Consider the following 22,129-nt stretch of genomic DNA (forward strand, 5'->3'; position numbering starts at 1 on the left):
ATAATGTGTTTATTTGGTAATTTCAAAACTTTCGCCCCGGTGGGTGATGCTGATAAAACGGCATCCTGCATCTTCGGCAAAACTTTGAAGTGCGTTGCCGCCTTCATAATCTTCACTGAAGTGCATGGGCACAAATATAGTAGTTTTTATTTGTTCAATGAACTGTTTTGCCCCTTTCATGTAATCTTTTCCCATTCTCCGATCTACCGGAAATAGGACTAAATCAATGATTGGCGCTTTTTCTTTTAAATATTTAACTTCTGCAAGGAAATCACCGTTGGCTTTTCGTATCTCCGCTTCGGTAGATTCTTCACTCCAGTGCCAGTTGTTCAAGTCTCCGGCATGGAAGATATTCCAACCCTGAAGATGAATCAGAAATGAACTGCCGACATCCGTCGAACCGAACGCGTCGATGCGGATGGTATCATCCTCGTATGTCTCTCCTTTTTTTATATAGACGGCATCTTCGGCTTTGGCGCGGTGTGATTTCAGAATATCTTTAGAAAAAATATATTGAATGTCGGGACGCTGCTCTTTCCACGTCAATATGTCACGGTTGAAGTGATCCGGATGGAAATGAGTAGCCAATACGTACAACTTACCCGGCCTTTGCAGCAGATAATCATGTACGATTCCCCGGTTATGTTCGGTTTCGGATGAATCCTTGTAGTAATCAATGATAACGGTCACGCCTTCCGCTTCGATAGCGAAACCGCTGTGATAGATATAATCCAGTGTCATAAGCTGAATGTTTTATAGTTGCAATATTACGTATTCTAGTCGAGGTTGCCAAGAAAAATCGACGAAATCAAGGAGCAAGGCGACTGATTTTCCATTCTCCATCCGGTTGCAGTGTATATAGGAAGCGGTCGTGCAGACGATTCGGACGTCCCTGCCAAAACTCCATTCTCGTAGGGGTAACGGCATATCCACCCCAGTTGGCGGGTCTTTCTACATTTTTTCCTATCCATCGGGCTGCTTCCTTGACAAAAGCCCGCATCAACTGCATCCTGCTTTTGATAGGCTGGCTTTGCGGAGAGATTCGTGCACCGATTCTGCTTTTATAAGGGCGCACACGAAAATATTCATCCGACTCTTCCGGCGGGACTTTGACAGCCGTTCCTTCTATATGCACTTGCCTTTCGAGCGCATGCCACACAAAAGAAAGGGAGATATATGGATTTTGTGCCAACTGCCTACCTTTGCGGCTTTCGTAATTCGTGTAAAAGACAAACTTTCCGTCATGAAGTCCTTTCAGCAACACAGTGCGTGTGGATGGTCTTCCCTCGGGAGATACAGTGCCCACGATGACAGCGGTCGGCTCGTCCACCTCCGCGTCAATCGCTTCTTGCAGCCAACGGCTGAAAAGCGAAAGCGGGTCGCCGGGAAGTTCATTTTCCCGCAACCCGCTTTTGGTATATTCCTGTCGAATATCAGCTAGATTTGTTTTCATCTATAAACTGTAACTTCTGATTAATAATCCATCACATGGGTACTTCTATTAATAGAATATGTGAGTCTTTCAATGTTTCCAGTTCAAAACTGTTGGTTTCATAAATACCAATTCCGTCGCGGCGTTTCATAACTTCGCCTTCCACTACGATTTCTCCTTCGATAAGAAATACATATACACCTGCATGGCTCTGATGCATATGGTATCCTAATTTCTTCCCGGCTTCCACTTTGCCGATAGAAAACCAGGCGTCTTGCAGGAGAGAAGCGGGCGTACTGCCATCGGGCGAAACGATAACCGCCAACTCGTTCGGACGTTCCAGTTCACTGATATTAAAATCCTGGTAGACAGGGCGTGTGTTCCGTTCTCTCGGCATCACCCATATTTGCAGAAGTTCCACCGGTTCTACGGGACTTGCATTCATTTCACTATGAAAAATACCGGTTCCGGCACTCATCGTCTGAATTTCACCGACAGTGATAATCCGGCTGTTTTTCTTGCTGTCTCCATGTTGCAGATGTCCTTTCAGGGGAATCGTAACTATTTCCATATTCTTATGCGGGTGGGTTTGGAATCCCTCTCCCGGTCCGATTTTGTCATCGTTCAGCACGCGGAGCGCACCGAAGTTGATACGGTCAGAATCGAAATATTCATCGAAGCTGAAGGTGTGATAACTATCCAGCCATTCATTTTGAGAATGTCCTCTTGTATTGGCTTTATGTATTACTTTTTTCATAATTTACTCCTTTTTTCTTGTTGTTTATATATCATGTAAACAAAGCAAGGGGTTAAAAGTTTTATCTCTTCACTTCATTTAGCAGAGGCTTGTGATTGATAAAATCTTTTATATTTTGTAAAGTTGTCAGGGCAATGTTCGCCATCGCTTCGTGTGTGAAGAAAGCCTGATGGGAGGTGACAATTACATTATTGAACGAGAGTAGACGGGCAAGTACATCGTCGTCGATAATCCGGTCGGATTGATCTTCGTAGAAGTATTCACTTTCTTCCTCATATACGTCCAGACCCGCAGAACCGATTTTCTTGTTTTTTAACCCTTCAATCAGCGCATTGGTATGAATCAACTGTCCACGACCGGTATTGATAATCATTACTCCATCTTTCATCTTGCTGATAGAGTAGTCATTGATAAGATATTTCGTTTCCTCGGTGAGCGGACAATGCAAGGAGATTATATCCGAACTATGATATAATTCGTTCAGTGAAGTATATACAATCTGTTCTTCCCGTGCGAAGTTGTAATCCGGGTAAAGGTCATACGCCAACACATTCATGCCGAAACCTCTCAGAATATGAATCAGGATTTTCGCTATTTTTCCTGTACCGATAATACCTGCGGTCTTTCCATGCATATCAAATCCCATCAAACCATGAAGGGAGAAATTGCCGTCTTTTGTACGCCAGGACGCACGGGGAATTTTACGGTTCAACGATAACATGAGGGCTACTGTGTATTCGGCAACCGCGTATGGTGAGTAAGCAGGAACACGTACTACGGTGATTCCGGCGGCAGCGGCCGCATTCAAATCCACATTGTTGAATCCGGCGCATCGCAATGCCAACAGTTTCACTCCGTTCGCAGCCATAACGCTTATTACTTCTGCGTCGGCAACATCGTTTACAAAGATACATACAGCATCTACGCCTTGCGTCAGTAGTACATTATTCTTATTCAGATGTCCTTTGTAATAGCGTATCTCAAATCCGAACTCTTTGTTTTTATCATTGAAAGAAGACTCGTCATAAGGCTTTGTGCCGAAAAATGCAATAGTATAGGCCATAATATTATTCTATAAATTTATTATACTATAAAAACGTAAAAACAGGTAGTTTTGTTTGCTCGCCACTAGATGATAAACATAGATTGTTTCATTAGAAACAGTTTGCTTTTTCAATTAAAATAGGCGTATAAATGAAAATAAGTGCACAAACATATGTCTCATGTGCAATAATATTGTATCTTTGCGCCCGAAATAATTTAAAAAAGATTTAGATGAGAAAAATTTCCTTGATTGGATTTGTGATGTTAATCGTTTCAATTCCAACTTTTGCCGGAGGTCTTCTGACAAATACTAATCAACATGTGGCTTTTTTGAGAATGTTGGCACGTGGTGCTTCCATTGATATTGACGGTGTTTATTCTAATCCTGCCGGTTTGGCTTTTTTGCCGGGTGATGGTCTTTATCTTTCTTTGAATGGGCAAAGTGCCTATCAAACGCGTAACATAGATATGACATTCCCGTTGTTTCCAGAAGATGGGCATAGACGTTATTATAAAGGTAAAGCTTCTGCTCCTTTTGTTCCTAGTTTTCAAGGTGCATATAAAAAAGGTGACTGGACTATTTCAGGTAGCTTCGCTGTTGTAGGTGGTGGCGGAAAAGCATCTTTCGATGATGGCTTAGGTATGTTCGATTCAATGGTAATGGGACAAATCAGCCAAGCTACTGGAGGAGTTGTTAAACCTTCTATGTACTCTATTAATAGCGCAATGGATGGAAGCCAATTTATTTATGGTGTTCAATTAGGTTTGTCGTATAAGATAAAAGATTGGTTGTCTGTTTTTGCTGGTGGACGTATGAACTATTTTAGTGGTGGATATGAAGGATTTTTAACAGCAAAAGTGAATAATGATCTGCCGGGTATGCCAGCAGGTACAGAACTGGCTGGTATAGAACTGGATTGCGATCAGACGGGTTGGGGAATTACACCGATTCTTGGTGCTGATGTAAAATTAGGTAAATGGAATATCGGTTTGAAATATGAATTCATGACAAATTTGAATCTTGAAAATAAAACCAAAAAGGCAGAAGTACGTCAGAATGGAGATGTAATGGGAGAAGAAGGAAATCCATTGGCTGATTATAAGGACGGTGTAAACACCCCGAGTGATATTCCTGCTTTATTGACTGCTGCTGTTGGTTATGAAATCCTTCCTACACTTCGTGCGTCTGTGGAATACCACCATTTCTTTGATAAAGCCGCAGGTATGGCTAATAATAAACAGAAAGCATTGAAACATGGTACACACGAAATTTTAGTCGGTGCAGAATGGGATGTAACGAAACAGTTAACTATCAGTGGTGGTTATCAAAATACAGATTATGGTTTGGCTAATGATTTCCAAAGTGATATTAGCTTCTCTTGTGATTCTTACTCACTTGGTTTTGGTGCTGCAATCAAGATGACAAAGCATTTGACAATGAATGTTGCTTATTTTTGGACAAACTATAAAGACTATAACAAAGTGACTGAAAGTGCGCTTGGAGCAGTATCAACTACTTATAGTCGTACTAATAAGGTGTTCGGTCTTGGAGTAGATTATAAGTTTTAGATTTCATAATCCCACTTTTATATATAAAGAATCCGTCTCAAACATTGTTTTGGGACGGATTCTCTGTTTTTATGTCAATTATGCGAATTAGAAAGAATACTGTACCAGCATATTCAACCGATTAGCATGACGAGTTGAAGAACTGAAATCACTGCGCCATCCTCTCAAATACTCGACACCCACTTGCAGATTACTGCTTACATTCCAAAAAGCATTCGCTACAAGATACTGCCCTTTGCGATAAGATTCCGGATTTTCGCTTGGATATCCGTTTTCAGAATAAAGTCTGGACAAACTATATGTTCCGGATACAAAGAAACTTGGGCAAAAATTATATTGCAATCCGGCATACCATCCCAGCATTGGGAGAACCTGCATTTTTCCTTCCTTGTCAGGATCGGGAACAATGTCCACATTGAGATTACTTAAATCATTCAGATAGGAACCGATCCCCTTACCGTAGTTGACCTGTCCGTAAGCCTGCAACTTCTTTGTGATATTGAATGTGGTAGACGCTTGCAAACCGAATCCGGTAGTAGAATATGCCTTATCATGCACATTGCTTGAATAAGTCATACTACGTACAATAGCGCCAAGTTTGATATGGCTGCTACTATTCCAGTTATATTGTGCAGAAGCGGCAAAGTCCGGCATCCGCTGAGTGTTGATAGAAACATCGCTGTTCGTAGTGCCGTCTACTGAAGGCATTTCCATGGCAACACCGAATTTCCAGTTTTTCAACTTATCGCACATGTAGCTTAATTGCGTAGTACGATAAAACGCCGAACCATTAGGGCCGGCAAAGTCGATAGTAGGCGGAAGTGCGGAAAGATCCATGAACGAACCATAACTATATCCGATGGTAAAACCGAGGAATTGCGCATACGCATTCTGCAATTCAAAAGTCTTTCCGTCTCCGCGGAAGTTACCGGCGGTGTAAACCACGAAGTCGCCGAGATGTTTCGTACGTCCTACCAATTTAAGGAATAGGGTAGAAGTGGTGATGTCCATCTGGAATTGATTCCTGGCAAAATTTCCTTTTCCCGGTTGGGGAATCAATGCCGGATAGAAATCGACGTCGTCAACGATGCCATTAAAGTCATACTCTGCCGTTGCACGAACATAACCGCCGATACCCAGGGCAAACTTACCCTTTTGGTCAGTCAGCAGAAAGCGGGGAGCGTTCGGGTCATGGAAACGCATCTGTGAACGGTCGTTCATGATTCGGATAATTTCATCTCCTGCCTTATCACGGGAGACAAACATGATAGAATTAGGTTCTTCATCTTCGATGACTACCTTCTTTTGTGCGTGGGCACAGAGGGGGAAGATTCCCATCCCCAGTAGCATAGCTACCATTTTAAAACTTGTTTTCATTATCAGTTAAGTTTTAGGTGAATGCCCAATGAACAACTAAAAAAAGAAATGGTTGAGAGGGGCAAAGGAAAAATTGCCAAACTAATCGGAAGAATTGCTATTTATAATCGTTCTAAAAAGCCGGATCTTTGTACCGTACTAATTAGATAAAAGAAATACGACGATGGGAAAAGTAGAATTTACTCAAGGAATATTAGACATACAGCCGGATTTGCATCGCTTCGCATATAAGCTCACTGCAGACCGTGATTCAGCTAATGATTTGGTTCAGGACTGTGTGTTGCAAGCATTGGACAATCATGAGAAGTTTACATATAGTAAGAATCTGAAAGGATGGATGTACACTCTTATGCGTAACATCTTTGTCAATAACTATCGCCGCACCGTCCGCGAAATGAATATCATAGATGATACATACTCTGTCAATCAGCAACATATGGTTGAAGATGAAGATGCCGTGAGATTTGAATTTACGTATGATATGAAGCATTTGTATCGCGTGATAAATTCGATACCGGAAGAGATGAAAGTACCCTTCCAGATGTTTGTAGCCGGATTTAAGTATAGAGAAATTGCAGATAAATTAGGGTTGCCGATGGGGACGGTGAAGAGCCGCTTGTTTTTCATCCGTAAACGGTTGAAAGAAGAATTGAAAGATTTCTCCTGATACAATTCTTTCTGATTGGGTGATGTGTTTTAAGGGCAAAGTGATAAGCCTTCCTGCCATAGACGGAGGAACCGCACTTCTATGTGTGTCTGCCTTTATAGGAATTACTGTCACAAAATGAGACCGCAACAATTGTCGTGCCACTGTCGCGACAATTTGCTTGTCGTTTCTTTAAATTACGTTCATAGTTTCTCGGTTTACATTTGCTCGAATAATTGTTTCATCCGTTCTTGTAATATCTTTTTGTCGGGGAGGTGCAATTGATATTCTGCAACCATTGTAGGTGACATAGATCGACTTAGAGCATATTCTACCACTTCGTCATCTTTACTTTTGCACAACAACACACCAATACTTGGATTTTCTTTTGGCTTTTTCACATCTCTGTCAAGAGCTTCTAAATAGAAATTCAATTGCCCTAAATATTCAGGCTTAAAGGCATCTGTTTTGAGCTCAAATGCTACCAGACATTGGAGTTCGCGATGATAAAACAGTAAATCTATGCGGAAATCACTCATTCCTACTTGCAACCTATACTCTTCATCCATATAAATAAAATCTTTACCCAGTTCAAGGATAAAATTCTTCATTTTATGTATCAACGCAAGGCGAAAAGTATTTTCTGGCTTAGCTTCTTTTCCTGTGATAAATTCCATGACATATTGGTCGCGGAATAAGTTTTCTGCATCAGGTATGAAATCTCGCAACATTGGTGCGAGTTTTGCTTGTCCCAGCATGCTTCGTTCAAATATACAACTATTTATCTGGCGATTAAGTTCTCGATTAGACAACCTCTCTTTTAAAGCTAAACGTAAATAGAATTCACGCTCTTCTGCTGATTTGGCTCTACTTAAAATAAGTAAATTATTACTCCAACTAATTTCTCGCAACAGTGTTGCGAGTTTTGTGTCAGTCGTGTAGGTTTCATAAAATTGCTTCATGCGCCATAGATTGGAAGCGGAGAAGCCTTTTGTTTCAGGAGATGTTTTCTCTATATAATCAGCTAACTCTTTCACAACGCCTTTCCCCCAATGTTCAGCTTCAACACGTTTTGAAATATATTCACCAATAGTCCAATATAAATCGATGAGAGCTTTGTTTGCTACACGCGAAACAGTCTGATGCGTATTACGGATTAATGTTGTTATTTGCTCAAATTGAACAGACATTTGGTCGTTGTTTATGATGTTGTTCTCCATTGTTTTTTTGCAAAGTTATGTCTTTTCGGTGAAAAGGTATGTCAATCACCGAATTTCTTTTGCTTTTTCATAGTTTTTCCTATACCTTTGCAGCCCGAAAGATAAAAAATAAAGTATGATGCCGTGAATAGCGGTCGTGTATTCTAGAACACCACGTAAAAAACAGGAATTATGAAAGAGAAAGTATCTGTACCTTTTATGCTGCTTGGCATTCTTTTTAATGTATGTCTTATTGCGGCGAATCTTCTTGAAACGAAAGTAATCCAAATCGGTAGCTTGACCGTAACCGCCGGATTATTGGTTTTTCCTATTTCTTATATTATCAATGATTGCATCGCCGAAGTTTGGGGATTCAAGAAAGCGCGTCTTATTATTTGGAGCGGTTTTGCCATGAACTTCTTTGTTGTAGCCCTTGGGCTGATAGCGGTTGCCATTCCGGCTGCTCCTTTTTGGGAAGGCGAAGAGCATTTTGATTTTGTATTCGGCATGGCGCCCCGTATCGTAGCTGCCAGTCTGATGGCTTTTCTAGTAGGTTCGTTCCTCAATGCGTATGTGATGAGTAAGATGAAGATAGCCAGTCAGGGCAAGAATTTTTCTGCCCGTGCCATTTGGTCGACTGTTGTTGGTGAGACTGCCGATTCGTTGATTTTCTTCCCGGTAGCTTTTGGAGGTATCATTGTCTGGAGAGAATTGCTCATTATGATGGGAATCCAAATCGTACTGAAATCCATGTACGAAGTTATGATTCTTCCGGTAACTATCCGTGTGGTGAAAGCAATTAAGAAAATAGACGGTAGCGATGTTTACGATACCGATATTTCCTACAACGTACTGAAAATCAAAGATATTTAAAATAATATATGAATAGAGAAGCAGCATTAGTTGTGTTCAGTGGTGGACAGGACTCCACCACCTGCCTGTTTTGGGCAAAGCGCAACTTTAAGAAAGTATATGCCCTGAGTTTCCTGTATGGTCAGAAACATCAGAAAGAAGTAGAACTAGCACGGGAAATAGCCCGTAAAGCAGAAGTGGAATTTGATGTAATGGATGTATCCTTCATCGGACAACTAGGACATAACTCATTGACCGACAACACAATGGTGATGGATCAGGAAAAACCGGAAGATAGCGTTCCCAATACATTTGTTCCGGGACGTAACCTGTTTTTTCTAAGTATCGCAGCGGTATATGCCCGCGAACGTGGTATCAATCACTTGGTTACAGGAGTTTCCCAAACAGATTTCAGTGGTTATCCCGATTGCCGTGATGCATTTATCAAGTCTCTCAATGTAACATTGAACCTGGCTATGGATGAACAATTCGTAATCCATACTCCTCTGATGTGGATTGACAAAGCGGAAACATGGGCTTTAGCCGACGAACTGGGAGTGCTGGAACTGATTCGCACCGAGACTTTGACATGCTATAATGGCGTTCAGGGAGATGGTTGCGGACATTGTCCGGCTTGTACGCTGCGTCGGGAAGGATTGGAAAAGTATTTAAAAAGTAAGAATCAATAATATCTCTACATAGAGATTAAAATGCATTTTTTTGCTGTCATCTGTCACATTCTTGTAGCTAACTGCTGGATTATAAATTAAATAAGCGGTGACAGCAAGCGGTGACAGCAACAAAATCTGGCATTCTACTGTCACATTCATTGTCACCGATAAGCGCTAATTAATAATATGCTAATAGCTCCTGTCTGGTAATGTATTGGCTTAGATTAGTTTCAACCGCTTGAAACTAAAGTTTCACCGGTAGGAAACTATAGTTTCCATTGCTTGAAACTATCTGTTCCAAAGCTTGAAACACTTTGTTCCACACCGGGAAACACTTTGTTTCATTACTTGAAACACACCGTAACAAGTAAGATGCGGATAAAGGGAGCGTGGGCATAAGAATTGACGGTGATAGGTGATAGATGCGGTGATAGGTTGTAAAATGAATCTTTCACCACTCAAACATCTATGAATAAGGCTTTTGAGACTATCCGGTGATAGGTGAAAGAGGAAATGCATTTTTTTGTCTATGATAGAGGTTATAGTAAATGAGTACAATGACTGAATTAAAAGAGCAACTTTCCTTATTAGGAAGAAAGACCGAGTATAAACAAGATTATGCTCCTGAAGTACTGGAAGCCTTTGATAATAAGCATCCTGAAAATGATTACTGGGTACGTTTCAACTGCCCGGAGTTCACAAGCCTGTGTCCCATCACCGGACAGCCGGATTTTGCGGAGATACGTATCAGCTACATTCCTGATATTAAAATGGTAGAAAGCAAGAGTCTGAAATTATACCTGTTCAGTTTCCGTAACCATGGGGCATTCCACGAAGACTGTGTAAATATCATGATGAAAGACCTTATCAAATTGATGAATCCCAAATATATCGAAGTGACCGGTATCTTTACTCCCCGTGGTGGCATTTCCATCTATCCATATGCTAACTATGGCCGTCCGGGAACTAAGTTTGAACAGATGGCGGAGCAGCGTTTGATGAATCGGGAATAATTTGATAAATAAGGAGTAATAAGAGTATAATTTATTGAGAATCTAGTTTGTTTTGTAACTTAATGCTTATCTTTGCCCGCTGATACACAAAAAATAATCAAACATAAAAAATAAAGATTAAAACTTCAAAGGGTTATGATGGGAAAAGTTTGCAGTTGGTGCGTTATACTATTATGCTTTTTAGCATCTTGTAGTGAAGAAGAGAAAAGTGGTGAAGTTTTTACTCCTGCCGATTATACAGTAAAAGGAAAAGTGGAAAAAGGACCCTTTATTAAAGGTTCGACAATCACATTGCAACCCTTGGATTCAAAGATGAATTCATTAGGTACTTCCTATCCGGGTATTATTATTGATGATGACGGTTCTTTTGATATGGGCTCTTTGAAACTGGATGCTCCCTATGCATTGCTTACTACTAATGGATATTTTTATAATGAGGTATATGGTGATTTATCTAACGGTACAATCACTTTGCAAGCAATCGTTGATTTGAAAGATAACTCTACGGTCAATGTCAACCTGTTAACTCATTTGACGAAGGAGCGCGTTAAGCGACTGATAGCCAATGGCTCTTCTTTCAGCAATGCCAACAAACAGGCACAAAAAGAACTCCTTACTAACTTTGGATTACAAAAATATGCAGAAAAGGACGTAGCTCAATTTTCTATAACAGCGGGCACGGATGAGGCTGCTGCTTTGCTTGTCGTTTCTGCTGCAATGATAAATACTCGCTCGGAAGCTGAATTAACTGAATATTTGGGTAAACTAAGCCTGGATTTTACGGCTAATGGTAAATTTACGGACGAGCAGAAAGCCGAATACAGGAAGGCTGCTACGGGACTGAACTTTTCTCGTATTGCAGACAATGTAAAAGAGCGTTATGAGAGATTGGGTAAGGAAGTTACAGTAAAAAACTTAGCATATTATGTGGATTATGATGGGAATGGAATAGCCGGCGATGAACTGGGTGACCCGGATGTACCTATGGACTTGGCATTTGAACAGACTGAATTGGAAGTCCCAAAACAAGGAGGAACGTACAAAATTAAGATTCGTGCCAATGTCCCGTATTCATTTACACCTTTGGATGATGAGCATACTGGATCGTGGGAATCTCCGTCAATCTTTAAAATTACTCCTATCGTTTACGAAAAACAACTGAACGAACAAACGAAAGAGTTAACAATAAAAGTAGAAGCGGCAGGAAGTATGTTAATGAAGAGCGAGGTCATCAACTTATATAGTTTGGATGGAAAAATACAATCAACATTAACAATCCGCCAAAAAAGCGACCTTGCCAAAACTGAAGATGTATTGAGCAAGGACGGACTGGAACACTTTAAAAGTGTTTTGCTACAGATGGGAGAGGTTGTAAGCTATCTACATTCGATTGAGGGTTTATATACAAAAACATACCAGTATTCTTCCAGTACTGGAAGTTGGGCGACGTTACAGCAGTCTCCTGTGTCTAGTAGTAATGGAGAGTTAGAAACAACTTGGGGGAAATTTTATACCTTAATCCGTAACGTGTGTACAGTGGATAAAGTACTGAAAGAAATAGATATGGAAGGAGATTTGTCGTTCTTCTTATCTTACACTGCGTCTATTCGGGCTGCTGTGTATTATGAAATGGCTGTACTTTGGGAAAATATGCCTTATGTCGATCGGGTATTGTCTTATGATGATGCGCAAAAGATTACTAATGGTACCCTTTCATCTACTTTTGAAAAGGCGGGAAGTCTGTTAAATGATAGAAGTTTCTTTGCTGATAAAAAGAATGACTTCTCATCTATTTCAAGCATGATATTTGTTTCTAAGGATGTACCTGCGGCATTACAGGCAAAAATGTATTTATATCAGGGTGAATATGCACAAGCTCTTCAATTGTTTGAAGAAGTTATAAATAGCGGGTATTATCAGTTGGATAATTCCCGTTCGGCTGCTTTATCAAAAGGAAGTAAAGAGATGGTATATGGATTGCCGTTAAGTCTACTTGGGGGTACTTCCGGATTTCCTACTCAATCGGTTTTAGGTTTGAATGATGAATTTATGCCTCTTATTACATATACTGAAGTGCTTCTCTCCGCTGCCGAATGTGCAAAGAAGATGAATGATGACTCCAAAGCCAATTTTTATTTAAAAGAAGTGTTGACTAAAAAAGATCTGACACCTTCGGGTGATTTTACCAAGGATTTAAAGAATGTATGGCAAAAGGAGCTAAAAGGAACAGGTACTTATTTTGCTTTTTTAAAGCGCAATGGGATAGCTGAATCCGAGTTAGGACTTAATGGTAAAAGATGTCTTATTTTGCCTATTCCTTATAGGGAATTAGCAACATCTTCCAACTTAGTACAGAATCCGGGATATTGATAATGGAAATAACGGATTCGATTAGTAGTATACCAATCGGACTGTATCTGTGTGTGAATATATACGCCGAAGTATGACTCGCGAATAATACGATTTAATTTAAATAGGATATACCACCGGTCAGGAAAGCCAAAATCATTGGATGAAGGTCAGAAAGGCTTTTGCGGAGCAGTTTGGTAGCTTGTTGTATGCGATAGGCTACAGTTTTGGGTGAAACCCCTAACTTCTCTGCAATTTCCTTGTGGCTCATTTTTGTGAATCGGTGTTGGATAAACGTTTCCCGGTAAGTATCGGGCAATTCGTTAATGGCTTCTTTTATTCTTTTTGATATTTCCATGACTTGATATGCATCTACACTTTGTATCACACTCTCCATTTCTTCATAGAAAATAGTATCAGCAGAATTTTTCAACTGCTTTTGTTTTATACAGTTTAAAGATCTCCGATATACTGATTTTAGTAAATATCTGCTCAATGACGTATCTATCAGGAGTGTCTGTCGATGTTCCCATAACCATAGAATAGCATCACCTGCGATTTCTTTTGCATCCTCATATTCGACAAACCGCCTTCCATATGCACACAGCATGGGGTAGTACTTCTTGAAAATATGGTCAAAGGCAGTTATTTCTCCTCTTTGTAGAGAACTTAGTAATCGTTGTTCATCCATACTTATGTTTTCCATATGTGCAATTATAATATATTATTGGAAAGGAAACTAACAATAAACGATTATTAACTAGATTTGTTTATGATAGTTAAATATAATATTATGATTGGTATTTTTTTTCTGCCGCTTGTCTCTTTAATGAAAAACAGATAAAAAGATGAAAACGGAAGAAATGAATATAGAAGATTTGCTAATCAGATACTATGACGGGCAAACGACGGCAGACGAGATGCAGGAGATAGAAGCATGGCTGAAGATGTCGGACGACAACAAGCAGAAAGCCAAAGAGGTGTATACGCTACTTCTTGCCGCTGATACCAAGAGTGCTGCCGATACGATGGATATGGAGAAAGAACTGGCGAATGTAAAAAAGCGGATGAAAGCAACCGGACGTCCCATTGCCTGGTGGAAATGGATGCAACGTGCTGCGGCAATCCTGTTCATACCGATGGCAGCTACTATTCTTATCTTGCTAAATCAACCCGAATCGGCTTCTTCCGTTTATGTTCAGATGCTTGAAGTGCAGACACAGCCGGGCGTAATCACCTCTTTCAGATTACCTGACAGTACGCTGGTATATTTGAATTCGGCTTCCACTCTGCGCTATCCTTCCGTTTTCACAGGTGATACGCGAGAAATAAACTTGTGTGGCGAAGCCTATTTTGATGTGACGAAAGATCCCGGGCGTAAATTCATCGTTTCGACCCCTCATCATTCTAAAGTAGCGGTTTTGGGTACACGCTTTAATTTGGAAGCATTCGACGATATGGATGAAGTCGTTACAACACTGGTAGAAGGTAAAGTCGAGTTTAAATACCGGAAGGCGGGCGATGAACAAAAGATGGTGATGAAACCGGGGCAGAAAACTATTTATAATAGAAAGAATGAAGAAATCCGGGTAAAGAACACCACTGGAGAATCGGAACTGTCATGGAAGGACAAGAAGGTAATATTTGACCGTACTCCTTTACAAGAGGCATTGCGTATGTTGGGGAAACGCTATAATGTGGAATTTATGCTGAAAACTTCCAAGTATGATAAATATACATTCACCGGCACGTTTACCGATCAATATGTAGATGAAATTCTGGATAACTTCAAAATATCGTCACACATTCGTTGGCGGATCATCAAGACAAAAGATAACGAACAGAAGAAGCGGCTAATAGAGATATATTAAAAAGCCTTTATGTTTAACTAATTAAATTTGATACTATTATGAAACATTATCACCCCCCTTAAACAAAAAAGACATACAGGCATGATGCGCTAACATCCGCCTGTATGTGAAAGTCCTTAAACTGTTTGCATGCAAACAGAATAAATTATTTCTTAACTTTAATCCATGCAAAGATATGAAGAAAAACAACTATGTCCAACAATTATGGGCGGATAATCCCGTGCCTGCTGTTTTGGGGAAAATTCCATTGACTATGAAATTACTTTTTGTATTCTGTTTTTGTACTGTTGGTTTTCTATGTGCCAACGACAGCTATGCCCAGCGCACTATAATTAATTTGAAAGCAAATAACCTGACTGTAAAAGAAGTACTTTCTCAAATTGAATCACAATCTGAATTTAGTTTTTTCTATAATGACAGTCATGTAGATGTGAATCGCCGGGTGTCGATACTAACCGAACATAGTAACATCTTTACGATATTGAACGAACTGTTTAAAAATACGAGCGTAAAATACGTTGTAAATAATAAGAAGATCATCCTATCTACGGAGATACCGGATACAGCTTCCGTCAAACAGGTGGTACGTATCAAAGGAAAGGTGACGGATATGTATGGCGATCCTGTGATTGGAGCTACTGTGATGGAAGATGGCACTAAAAATGGTGTGATAACAGATGTGGATGGATATTTCACTCTGGATGTAGCATCTCCCAACGCAACGCTCACAGTTTCTTATGTAGGTTATATGTCCCAGACCGTGAAGGCGCAAGGTGGCAAAACCTTGTCGATTATCCTGAAAGAAGATACGAAGACGCTGGATGAAATCGTCGTTGTAGGTTTTGGTACGCAGAAGAAAGTGAACCTGACAGGCTCGGTATCTACAGTCAATGCTGATGATTTATTGTCACGCCCGGTTTCCAACATAAGCCAGGCTTTACAAGGACTGGTACCGGGAATGAACTTCTCCTATGCTTCCGACGGTAATGGCGGTGAGATAGGTGCAGACATGAAAGTCAATATTCGTGGAGCCGGTACGATTGGTGATGGCTCTAATGCGTCTCCGTTGATTCTGATCGACGGTATGGAGGGGAATATGAATATGCTGAATCCGAATGATATTGAAAGCATATCTGTATTGAAGGATGCGGCAGCCTCTTCTATCTACGGTTCGCGTGCACCGTTCGGAGTCGTGCTGATAACGACCAAGAAAGGAAAAGCCGGAAAGGTAGCAGTCAATTACAATAATAGTTTTCGTTGGTCGCAGGCTATCAATTTGCCGGACGTGGCAGATGCATATACATACTCCATGTATTTCAACAAGATGCAGTTGAATGACGGTAAAACGGCTGTGCAGTTTGATGATACCCGTCTTCAGGCTATCAAAGATTATGCGTCGGGAGTGATTACTACCACCACCCAACCTAACCGGAATACTCCTACCATTTGGGACTGGATTGGTAATACGAATACGGATTGGTATGATGTAGTATTCGGTGGTACGGCATTCTCGCAGGAACATTCGCTTAGTGTCAGTGGCGGAACGGACAAAATCCAATATTATTTTTCAGGAAATTACATGGGACAGGAAGGTATGATGGCCATCCGTCGAGATAAATTGCAGCGTTACTCGGTGAGCAGCAAGATTAATGCACAGCTTTACCCTTGGCTTAGTATGAATTATAGTATGAAATACATGAGGAAAGACTATTCCAAGCCCACTGCCATGACTGATAATACACTTTATGCGAATATAGCCAAACGTTGGCCGATGGAACCTACGGTAGACCCTAACGGTTATCCGATGGGTAACACCATCATCCGGCCTATTCTCTATGGAGGTGACAATAATTCGCAGACAGACTGGCTATACCAGCAATTCCAAGTGGTGATTGAACCTATCAAAGACTGGAAAATCTTCGGTGAGATTAATTATAAAGTGATTGATACCTTTTCTCATACGGATTACTTAAAAGTGCCGCAGATGAACATAGCCGGTGAACCTTATATGGGTGATACATGGAAAACATCGAAAGTGACCGAAGGTGCCGAACGTACCAATTATTTCAACGCCAATGTTTATAGTGAATACAGCCGGACTTTTGCTGACGCGCATCATGTGAAAGTGATGGCAGGATTTCAGGCCGAAGTAAATAAATGGCGACAGTTGCAGGCTACGAAACTGGATTTGATTTCAGAATCTATCCCCAATATTAATGCTGCTACGGGAGAATCTACGATTGATAAGTCCAAGTTGACTCATTGGGCGACAGCCGGTTTCTTCGGTCGATTGAATTACGATTATAAAGAACGCTATCTGTTTGAAGTGAATCTCCGCTACGACGGAACTTCACGTTTTGCAAAAGATAAACGCTGGAACTTGTTTCCTTCATTCTCTGCCGGATGGAATGTGGCGCGTGAGGCATTTATGGAGCCTTACAATCATGTCATCAACAATCTGAAAGTTCGTGGCTCATGGGGAGAATTAGGCAATCAGAATACGGAGAACCTATATCCGTATATCCAATTAATGAAGTTTGTGGCACAAGACCCCAATTCTCATTGGCTGATTAATGACAGTCGTCCCAACACGGCGAATGCACCGGATTTGATTTCGGCATTGTTAGGCTGGGAAACCATGCGGTCATGGAATATCGGTTTCGACTTGGGATTGCTGAACAACCGGCTGACTGTAAGTTTCGACTGGTTCAACCGGAAAACTATCAATATGGTAGGCCCGGCTCCCGAACTTCCTGTGACTTTGGGAGCGAATGTTCCTAAAATGAACAATGCTGATATGCAGTCTACCGGTTTCGAACTGGATTTAGGCTGGAGAGATCAGATCAAGGATTTTAATTATGGAGTACACCTGCTATTGTCGGACGACCGTCAGAAAATTTTAAAATATCCCAATAAGACAGGCAAAATTAATACTTGGTATGTAGGTAAATATAACGGTGATATATGGGGATTTGAAACAATCGGTATAGCCAAGAGCCAGGAAGAAATGGACGCTCATCTTGCTTCATTGCCGAAAGGCGGACAAGATGCGATAGGCAGCAAATGGGGTGCAGGTGACATCATGTACCGTGATTTGAATGGTGACGGTAAGATTTCCGATGGAGCTACTCTTGATGATCCGGGAGATAAAAGAATTATCGGCAACAGTTCTCCCCGGCTCAGGTTCGGTCTGGACTTGAATGCATCCTGGAAAGGTTTCGACGTACGCCTGTTCTTTCAGGGAGTGGCAAAACGGGATGCATGGCTGAATGATAATATGTTTTGGGGAGCTACCGGCGGTATATGGCAATCGGCGTGCTTTACTTCTCATCTTGATTTCTTCCGCGAAGAAGGCGATGAGTTTTGGAGTGCCAACACGAATGCGTATTTCCCCCGTATCTTGGTTGACAATTATGCTAAAAACCAAAAGACACAGACCGGTTATCTGCAAAATGCCGCTTATGTACGGCTAAAGAATCTGCAGATCGGATATACTATCCCTGCACAGATAACCCGTAAAATAGGTATTTCCAATTTGAGAGTATTCTTCTCAGGAGAAAATTTATTCACTCTTACGGGATTGCCCGAAGGATTTGACCCGGAAACGATTAACACCGGATATGGAGCAAAAGACGGTTCAAATCAATCGGGAAAAACGTATCCGCTGTCCCGTACTTTCTCCACAGGATTTAGTGTTAACTTTTAATTGATGACGTATGAAAAAGATAATTCAATATTTGTTTTTGCTGGCAGGGGGAAGCTTCATTCTTGCTTCTTGCAATGATTTCTTGGATAGGGAACCGCTGGATAGCGTGACTCCGGACAACTTTTTCTTCACTGAAAATGACTTGGCCGCCTATGCCGTTAAACACTACAACTTCACTACGCATAGCGGATGGAATGCAGGTATATGGAAAAATGATAATGCGACTGATAATCAGGTTGCCACTGACTATGACAATAAGTGGATTCCCGGTCAGTGGAAGGTGGCTGAATCTTATAGTAACCCTGCATCGGACGACCCGTGGTATTTTGCGGCTATTCGTGAAGCGAATTATTTCCTCGAAACAGTAGTACCCCGTTTTGAGAAAGGAGAAATAGAAGGTTCGGAAACAAATATCAAACATTATATCGGCGAAATGTATTTTTTACGCGCTAAGAATTATTTGTCGAAACTGGAGACTTTTGGTGATTTTCCTATTATAAAGAATACATTGCCGGATGAGAACGAGTCTTTGACGGCAGCCAGCAAACGGGAGCCCCGCTATAAGGTTGCTCGTTTCATTCTGGAAGATTTGGATAATGCTATCGGTCTGTTGACCAATAATATTTCCGGCGGGAAGAATCGTATTACCAAAAATGCGGCTTTATTGCTGAAATCGAGAGCTGCTTTGTTTGAGGCTTCCTGGCTGACATATCACAGAGGTACGGCTTTAGTTCCGGGTGGTCCGGGATGGCCGGGGAAAGCGGAAGATATAGCAGGTTTCAGTATAGACACAGAAATCACCTTCTTCCTGAAGGAAGCGAAAGCCGCAGCCAAAGAAGTGATTGGTAATGCAGCCCTGGTACAGAATACGGCGAAAGATTGCGTAGATGAAACAGTCAAAACAGATGATGATAAATATAAAATGAGCAACCCCTATTTTGCTCAATTCTCCGCCAATAGTCTGGAAGGATATTCAGAGGTATTATTGTGGCGTGCTTATAACCAATTGGAATATAATGTTGTACATTCAGCTCCTTACTATATTCGGGTAGGAGGTAATACGGGCTATACTCGGCACTATGTGGAAAGTTTCCTTTGCCGTGACGGTAAACCGATTTATGCGACCGGACAGTATAAAGGCGACGAGTCATTACTGGATGTACGCAAAAACAGAGATTTGCGTCTGCAACTTTTCATGATGACGCCGGGTGAAACCCTTAGTCCGATCATAATGAATGGTACTCCCGATGTACTTAAGGAAGCGCCGAGCCTTTTGGAAATAAAGGAAACAAGATGTGTTACGGGTTATCAGGTGCGCAAAGGGCTTTCCGACAATTGGTATCGCGACGGTAATACGGCGATTGAAGGTTGTCCGGTATATCGTGTAGCCGAGGCATATCTTAATTATATCGAAGCCGATTGTATGGAGCATAATGGGACTTCTATCGGTTCGGAAGCGGCCGGATATTGGGGAGATCTTCGCGAGAGGGCAGGATTGCCGAGAGATTATGCCGTGACGGTGGATAATACGGATCTATCCAAAGAAAGTGACTGGGCTGTATATTCGGCAGGAAAACAAGTCTCTCCTTTATTATACGATATACGTCGTGAACGTCGTTGTGAATTGGTGGCGGAAGGTCTGCGCATGCTGGATTTAAAACGCTGGAGAGCACTGGATCAAGTTAAGAATTTCGTGATTCAGGGAGTGAATCTGTGGGAATCAGATTTGAAGGATATGTATATGCAGGACGGGAAGAATCTCCTGGTACAGGAGGGAACACAAGGACAGACATCCAATGTGTCGAGCTATGTCAATAGTGGCAAGTATATCTGTCCTTATCGTGCCGTGAAAACTAATAATCTGATGTATGATGCAGGATATTCGTGGTGTGAAGCGCATTATCTGAGTCCGATTGCTATCACGCATTTCAGAATAACTGCTTCGAATCCTAACGATCTTAGCACTTCTATTATTTACCAGAATCCGGGATGGCCTACCGTTGCTAACGAAGGACCGGTCGGGATAAAATAAGGAATGTTTAAATAAAAAAAACTGCATCTTCGTTCGCAAGATGCAGTTTTTCTCAATAAGAGTAATATATGAAAAAATTGACTTCATTATTATTCCTGTGTTTTGCAGGAAATATAGCTAATGTACAGGCTGAGAAGCGACCTAATATTTTGTTGTTTTTGGTAGACGATATGGGTTGGCAGGATACTTCCGTACCGTTTTGGAATCAGAAAACAGCTAATAATGAGATTTATGAAACTCCTAACATGGAGCGGCTTGCCGGCAAGGGGATGAAGTTTACTCAGGCTTACGCCAACAGTGTCAGTTCTCCCAGCCGTGTCAGCCTGTTTACAGGTATGAATAGTGTCTGCCACAGAGTTACTAACTGGACATTGGAACGTAATGTATCCACTGACGGGCAGAACGATAGTTTGATTTATCCCCGATGGAATGTAAATGGATTCTGCCAACAAGATAAAATAGAGCGTTGCACGTATGCGACGTCATTGGCACAGGTATTAAAAGACAATGGGTATTACACTATACATTGCGGCAAGGCACATTTCGCCGCACGAACTACACCGGGGGAGAATCCTTTGAATCTAGGATTTAATATCAATATAAATGGAGGTGCGGCCGGTGCACCGGGTTCTTATTTGGGAGTTGCAAACTTTGGGAATGCTTGCAACGGACGTCAGTCGAATGTATTTGCTGTTCCCGGATTGGAAGAGTATTATGGAAAGGATATTTTCTTGACGGAAGCATTGACTTTGGAAGCGATAAAAGCTCTTGATAAAGTGAAACAGGAAGATAAGCCGTTTTTCTTGTATATGTCACATTATGCCATTCATGTCCCATTGGAGAAGGATATGAGATTTTACGAAAAGTACAAGAAAAAAGGATTGGTGGACAATGAGGCCGCTTATGCGGCGCTTATCGAGGGGATGGATAAGAGTTTGGGTGATTTGATGAGTTATCTGGAAAGTAATGGATTGATGGATAATACGATTATCCTTTTCATGTCCGACAACGGTGGACTGGCATCGGAGACTTACTGGCGGGCACAGCAATATGTGCAAAATGCTCCGCTTAGCAGTGGGAAAGGTTCGGCACATGAGGGGGGGATTCGTGAGCCGATGATAGTGTACTGGCCGGATGTGACCCATCCCGGTTCCGAGTGTGACAAATATTTGATTATGGAGGATTTCTTCCCTTCTATTCTTGAAATGGCGCAGATCAGACATTATCGTACGGTGCAGCATGTAGATGGAGTCAGTTTTGTTCCTTTATTGAAGGGAAACGGCGATCCATCCAGGAACCGGGCTTTATATTGGAATTTCCCGAATGGTTGGGGACAGCCGGGACCGGGATTCGGAGCCAGTTGTACTATTCGTAAAGGGGACTGGAAGATGATCTATTATTATGGTTCGGGGAAGAAGGAATTATTTAATATTGCAGAAGACATCTCGGAAAAAAATAATCTTGTGGAAGATTTTCCGGATATAGTAAGGAAGTTATCTAAGGAATTAGGCGTATATTTACGGAAAAAGGATGCTCAACGTCCGTTTCTTAAAGCTACGGGAGAAGCAATTCCCTGGCCGGATGAAGTTAAAAATAGGTAGAAAAACAACA

Annotated in this window: 17 protein-coding genes; 10 read left to right on the plus strand and 7 right to left on the minus strand. The window is 41.3% G+C overall.

Annotation, left to right across the window (positions count from 1 at the left end; translation table 11 throughout):
* Positions 1–9: 9 nt before the first annotated feature.
* The 4 genes from HC965_RS01325 to HC965_RS01340 all read right to left on the minus strand — a co-directional run bounded on the left by HC965_RS01325 (position 10) and on the right by HC965_RS01340 (position 3,252).
* Entirely contained in the window at positions 10–741 is a 732-nt protein-coding gene (locus HC965_RS01325) for an MBL fold metallo-hydrolase (protein ID WP_191029734.1), read from the minus strand.
* A gap of 67 nt (positions 742–808) precedes the next feature.
* A complete protein-coding gene (pdxH, locus tag HC965_RS01330; protein ID WP_191029735.1) occupies positions 809–1,453 on the minus strand; it encodes a pyridoxamine 5'-phosphate oxidase in 645 nt (214 codons plus the stop codon).
* A 31-nt stretch (positions 1,454–1,484) separates the two neighbouring features.
* Positions 1,485–2,189, minus strand: a complete 705-nt coding sequence (locus tag HC965_RS01335; RefSeq protein WP_191029736.1) for a pirin family protein — start codon at positions 2,187–2,189, stop codon at positions 1,485–1,487.
* 61 nt (positions 2,190–2,250) lie between these two features.
* Positions 2,251–3,252 (minus strand): 2-hydroxyacid dehydrogenase, encoded by a 1,002-nt coding sequence (locus HC965_RS01340; protein WP_191029737.1) that lies wholly within the window; start codon positions 3,250–3,252, stop codon positions 2,251–2,253.
* Positions 3,253–3,464: 212 nt separating this feature from the next.
* On the opposite strand from HC965_RS01340, the gene HC965_RS01345 reads away from it, so the two are divergent.
* The gene (locus HC965_RS01345; protein WP_191029738.1) at positions 3,465–4,802 is read left to right on the plus strand and encodes an OmpP1/FadL family transporter; all 1,338 of its coding nucleotides are present in this window, start codon (positions 3,465–3,467) and stop codon (positions 4,800–4,802) included.
* An 87-nt stretch (positions 4,803–4,889) separates the two neighbouring features.
* On the opposite strand, the gene HC965_RS01350 is transcribed toward HC965_RS01345, so the two are convergent.
* Positions 4,890–6,179 carry a porin gene (locus HC965_RS01350; protein ID WP_191029739.1) on the minus strand — a complete coding sequence of 430 codons (1,290 nt, stop codon included), beginning with the start codon at positions 6,177–6,179 and terminating at the stop codon, positions 4,890–4,892.
* A gap of 163 nt (positions 6,180–6,342) precedes the next feature.
* On the opposite strand from HC965_RS01350, the gene HC965_RS01355 reads away from it, so the two are divergent.
* Entirely contained in the window at positions 6,343–6,846 is a 504-nt protein-coding gene (locus HC965_RS01355; RefSeq protein ID WP_191029740.1) for an RNA polymerase sigma factor, read from the plus strand.
* Positions 6,847–7,043: 197 nt separating this feature from the next.
* On the opposite strand, the gene HC965_RS01360 is transcribed toward HC965_RS01355, so the two are convergent.
* Positions 7,044–8,045, minus strand: a complete 1,002-nt coding sequence (locus tag HC965_RS01360) for a YhcG family protein (RefSeq protein WP_223854634.1) — start codon at positions 8,043–8,045, stop codon at positions 7,044–7,046.
* Positions 8,046–8,216: 171 nt separating this feature from the next.
* On the opposite strand from HC965_RS01360, the gene HC965_RS01365 reads away from it, so the two are divergent.
* The 4 genes from HC965_RS01365 (at position 8,217) to HC965_RS01380 (ending at position 12,930) form a co-directional block, all read left to right on the plus strand.
* Positions 8,217–8,897, plus strand: a complete 681-nt coding sequence (locus HC965_RS01365; RefSeq protein WP_191029741.1) for a queuosine precursor transporter — start codon at positions 8,217–8,219, stop codon at positions 8,895–8,897.
* Positions 8,898–8,905: 8 nt separating this feature from the next.
* Positions 8,906–9,565 (plus strand): 7-cyano-7-deazaguanine synthase QueC, encoded by a 660-nt coding sequence (gene queC, locus HC965_RS01370; protein ID WP_191029742.1) that lies wholly within the window; start codon positions 8,906–8,908, stop codon positions 9,563–9,565.
* Between the two features lie 539 nt (positions 9,566–10,104).
* Positions 10,105–10,560, plus strand: coding sequence for a preQ(1) synthase (queF, locus tag HC965_RS01375; protein ID WP_191030036.1), 456 nt, complete (start codon positions 10,105–10,107; stop codon positions 10,558–10,560).
* 135 nt (positions 10,561–10,695) lie between these two features.
* Positions 10,696–12,930 carry a hypothetical protein gene (locus HC965_RS01380; RefSeq protein ID WP_191029743.1) on the plus strand — a complete coding sequence of 745 codons (2,235 nt, stop codon included), beginning with the start codon at positions 10,696–10,698 and terminating at the stop codon, positions 12,928–12,930.
* 94 nt (positions 12,931–13,024) lie between these two features.
* Here the strand turns inward: HC965_RS01380 and HC965_RS01385 are convergent, their stop codons facing one another.
* Positions 13,025–13,615: an RNA polymerase sigma-70 factor gene (locus tag HC965_RS01385; protein WP_191029744.1), complete on the minus strand. Its 591-nt coding sequence runs from the start codon at positions 13,613–13,615 to the stop codon at positions 13,025–13,027.
* Between the two features lie 142 nt (positions 13,616–13,757).
* Between HC965_RS01385 and HC965_RS01390 the strand changes: the two genes are divergently transcribed.
* From HC965_RS01390 to HC965_RS01405, 4 genes are all read left to right on the plus strand, one after another.
* Complete coding sequence (locus HC965_RS01390) at positions 13,758–14,780, plus strand: FecR family protein (protein ID WP_191029745.1); 1,023 nt, start codon at positions 13,758–13,760, stop codon at positions 14,778–14,780.
* A gap of 175 nt (positions 14,781–14,955) precedes the next feature.
* Positions 14,956–18,486 carry a TonB-dependent receptor gene (locus HC965_RS01395; RefSeq protein WP_191029746.1) on the plus strand — a complete coding sequence of 1,177 codons (3,531 nt, stop codon included), beginning with the start codon at positions 14,956–14,958 and terminating at the stop codon, positions 18,484–18,486.
* A gap of 10 nt (positions 18,487–18,496) precedes the next feature.
* Positions 18,497–20,518 (plus strand): RagB/SusD family nutrient uptake outer membrane protein, encoded by a 2,022-nt coding sequence (locus HC965_RS01400; RefSeq protein WP_191029747.1) that lies wholly within the window; start codon positions 18,497–18,499, stop codon positions 20,516–20,518.
* A gap of 68 nt (positions 20,519–20,586) precedes the next feature.
* The gene (locus tag HC965_RS01405) at positions 20,587–22,119 is read left to right on the plus strand and encodes a sulfatase (protein ID WP_191029748.1); all 1,533 of its coding nucleotides are present in this window, start codon (positions 20,587–20,589) and stop codon (positions 22,117–22,119) included.
* The last annotated feature ends 10 nt before the right edge of the window (positions 22,120–22,129 follow it).

The sequence above is a fragment of the Bacteroides sp. GM023 genome (genome assembly GCF_014750685.1).
Lineage (GTDB): Bacteria > Bacteroidota > Bacteroidia > Bacteroidales > Bacteroidaceae > Bacteroides.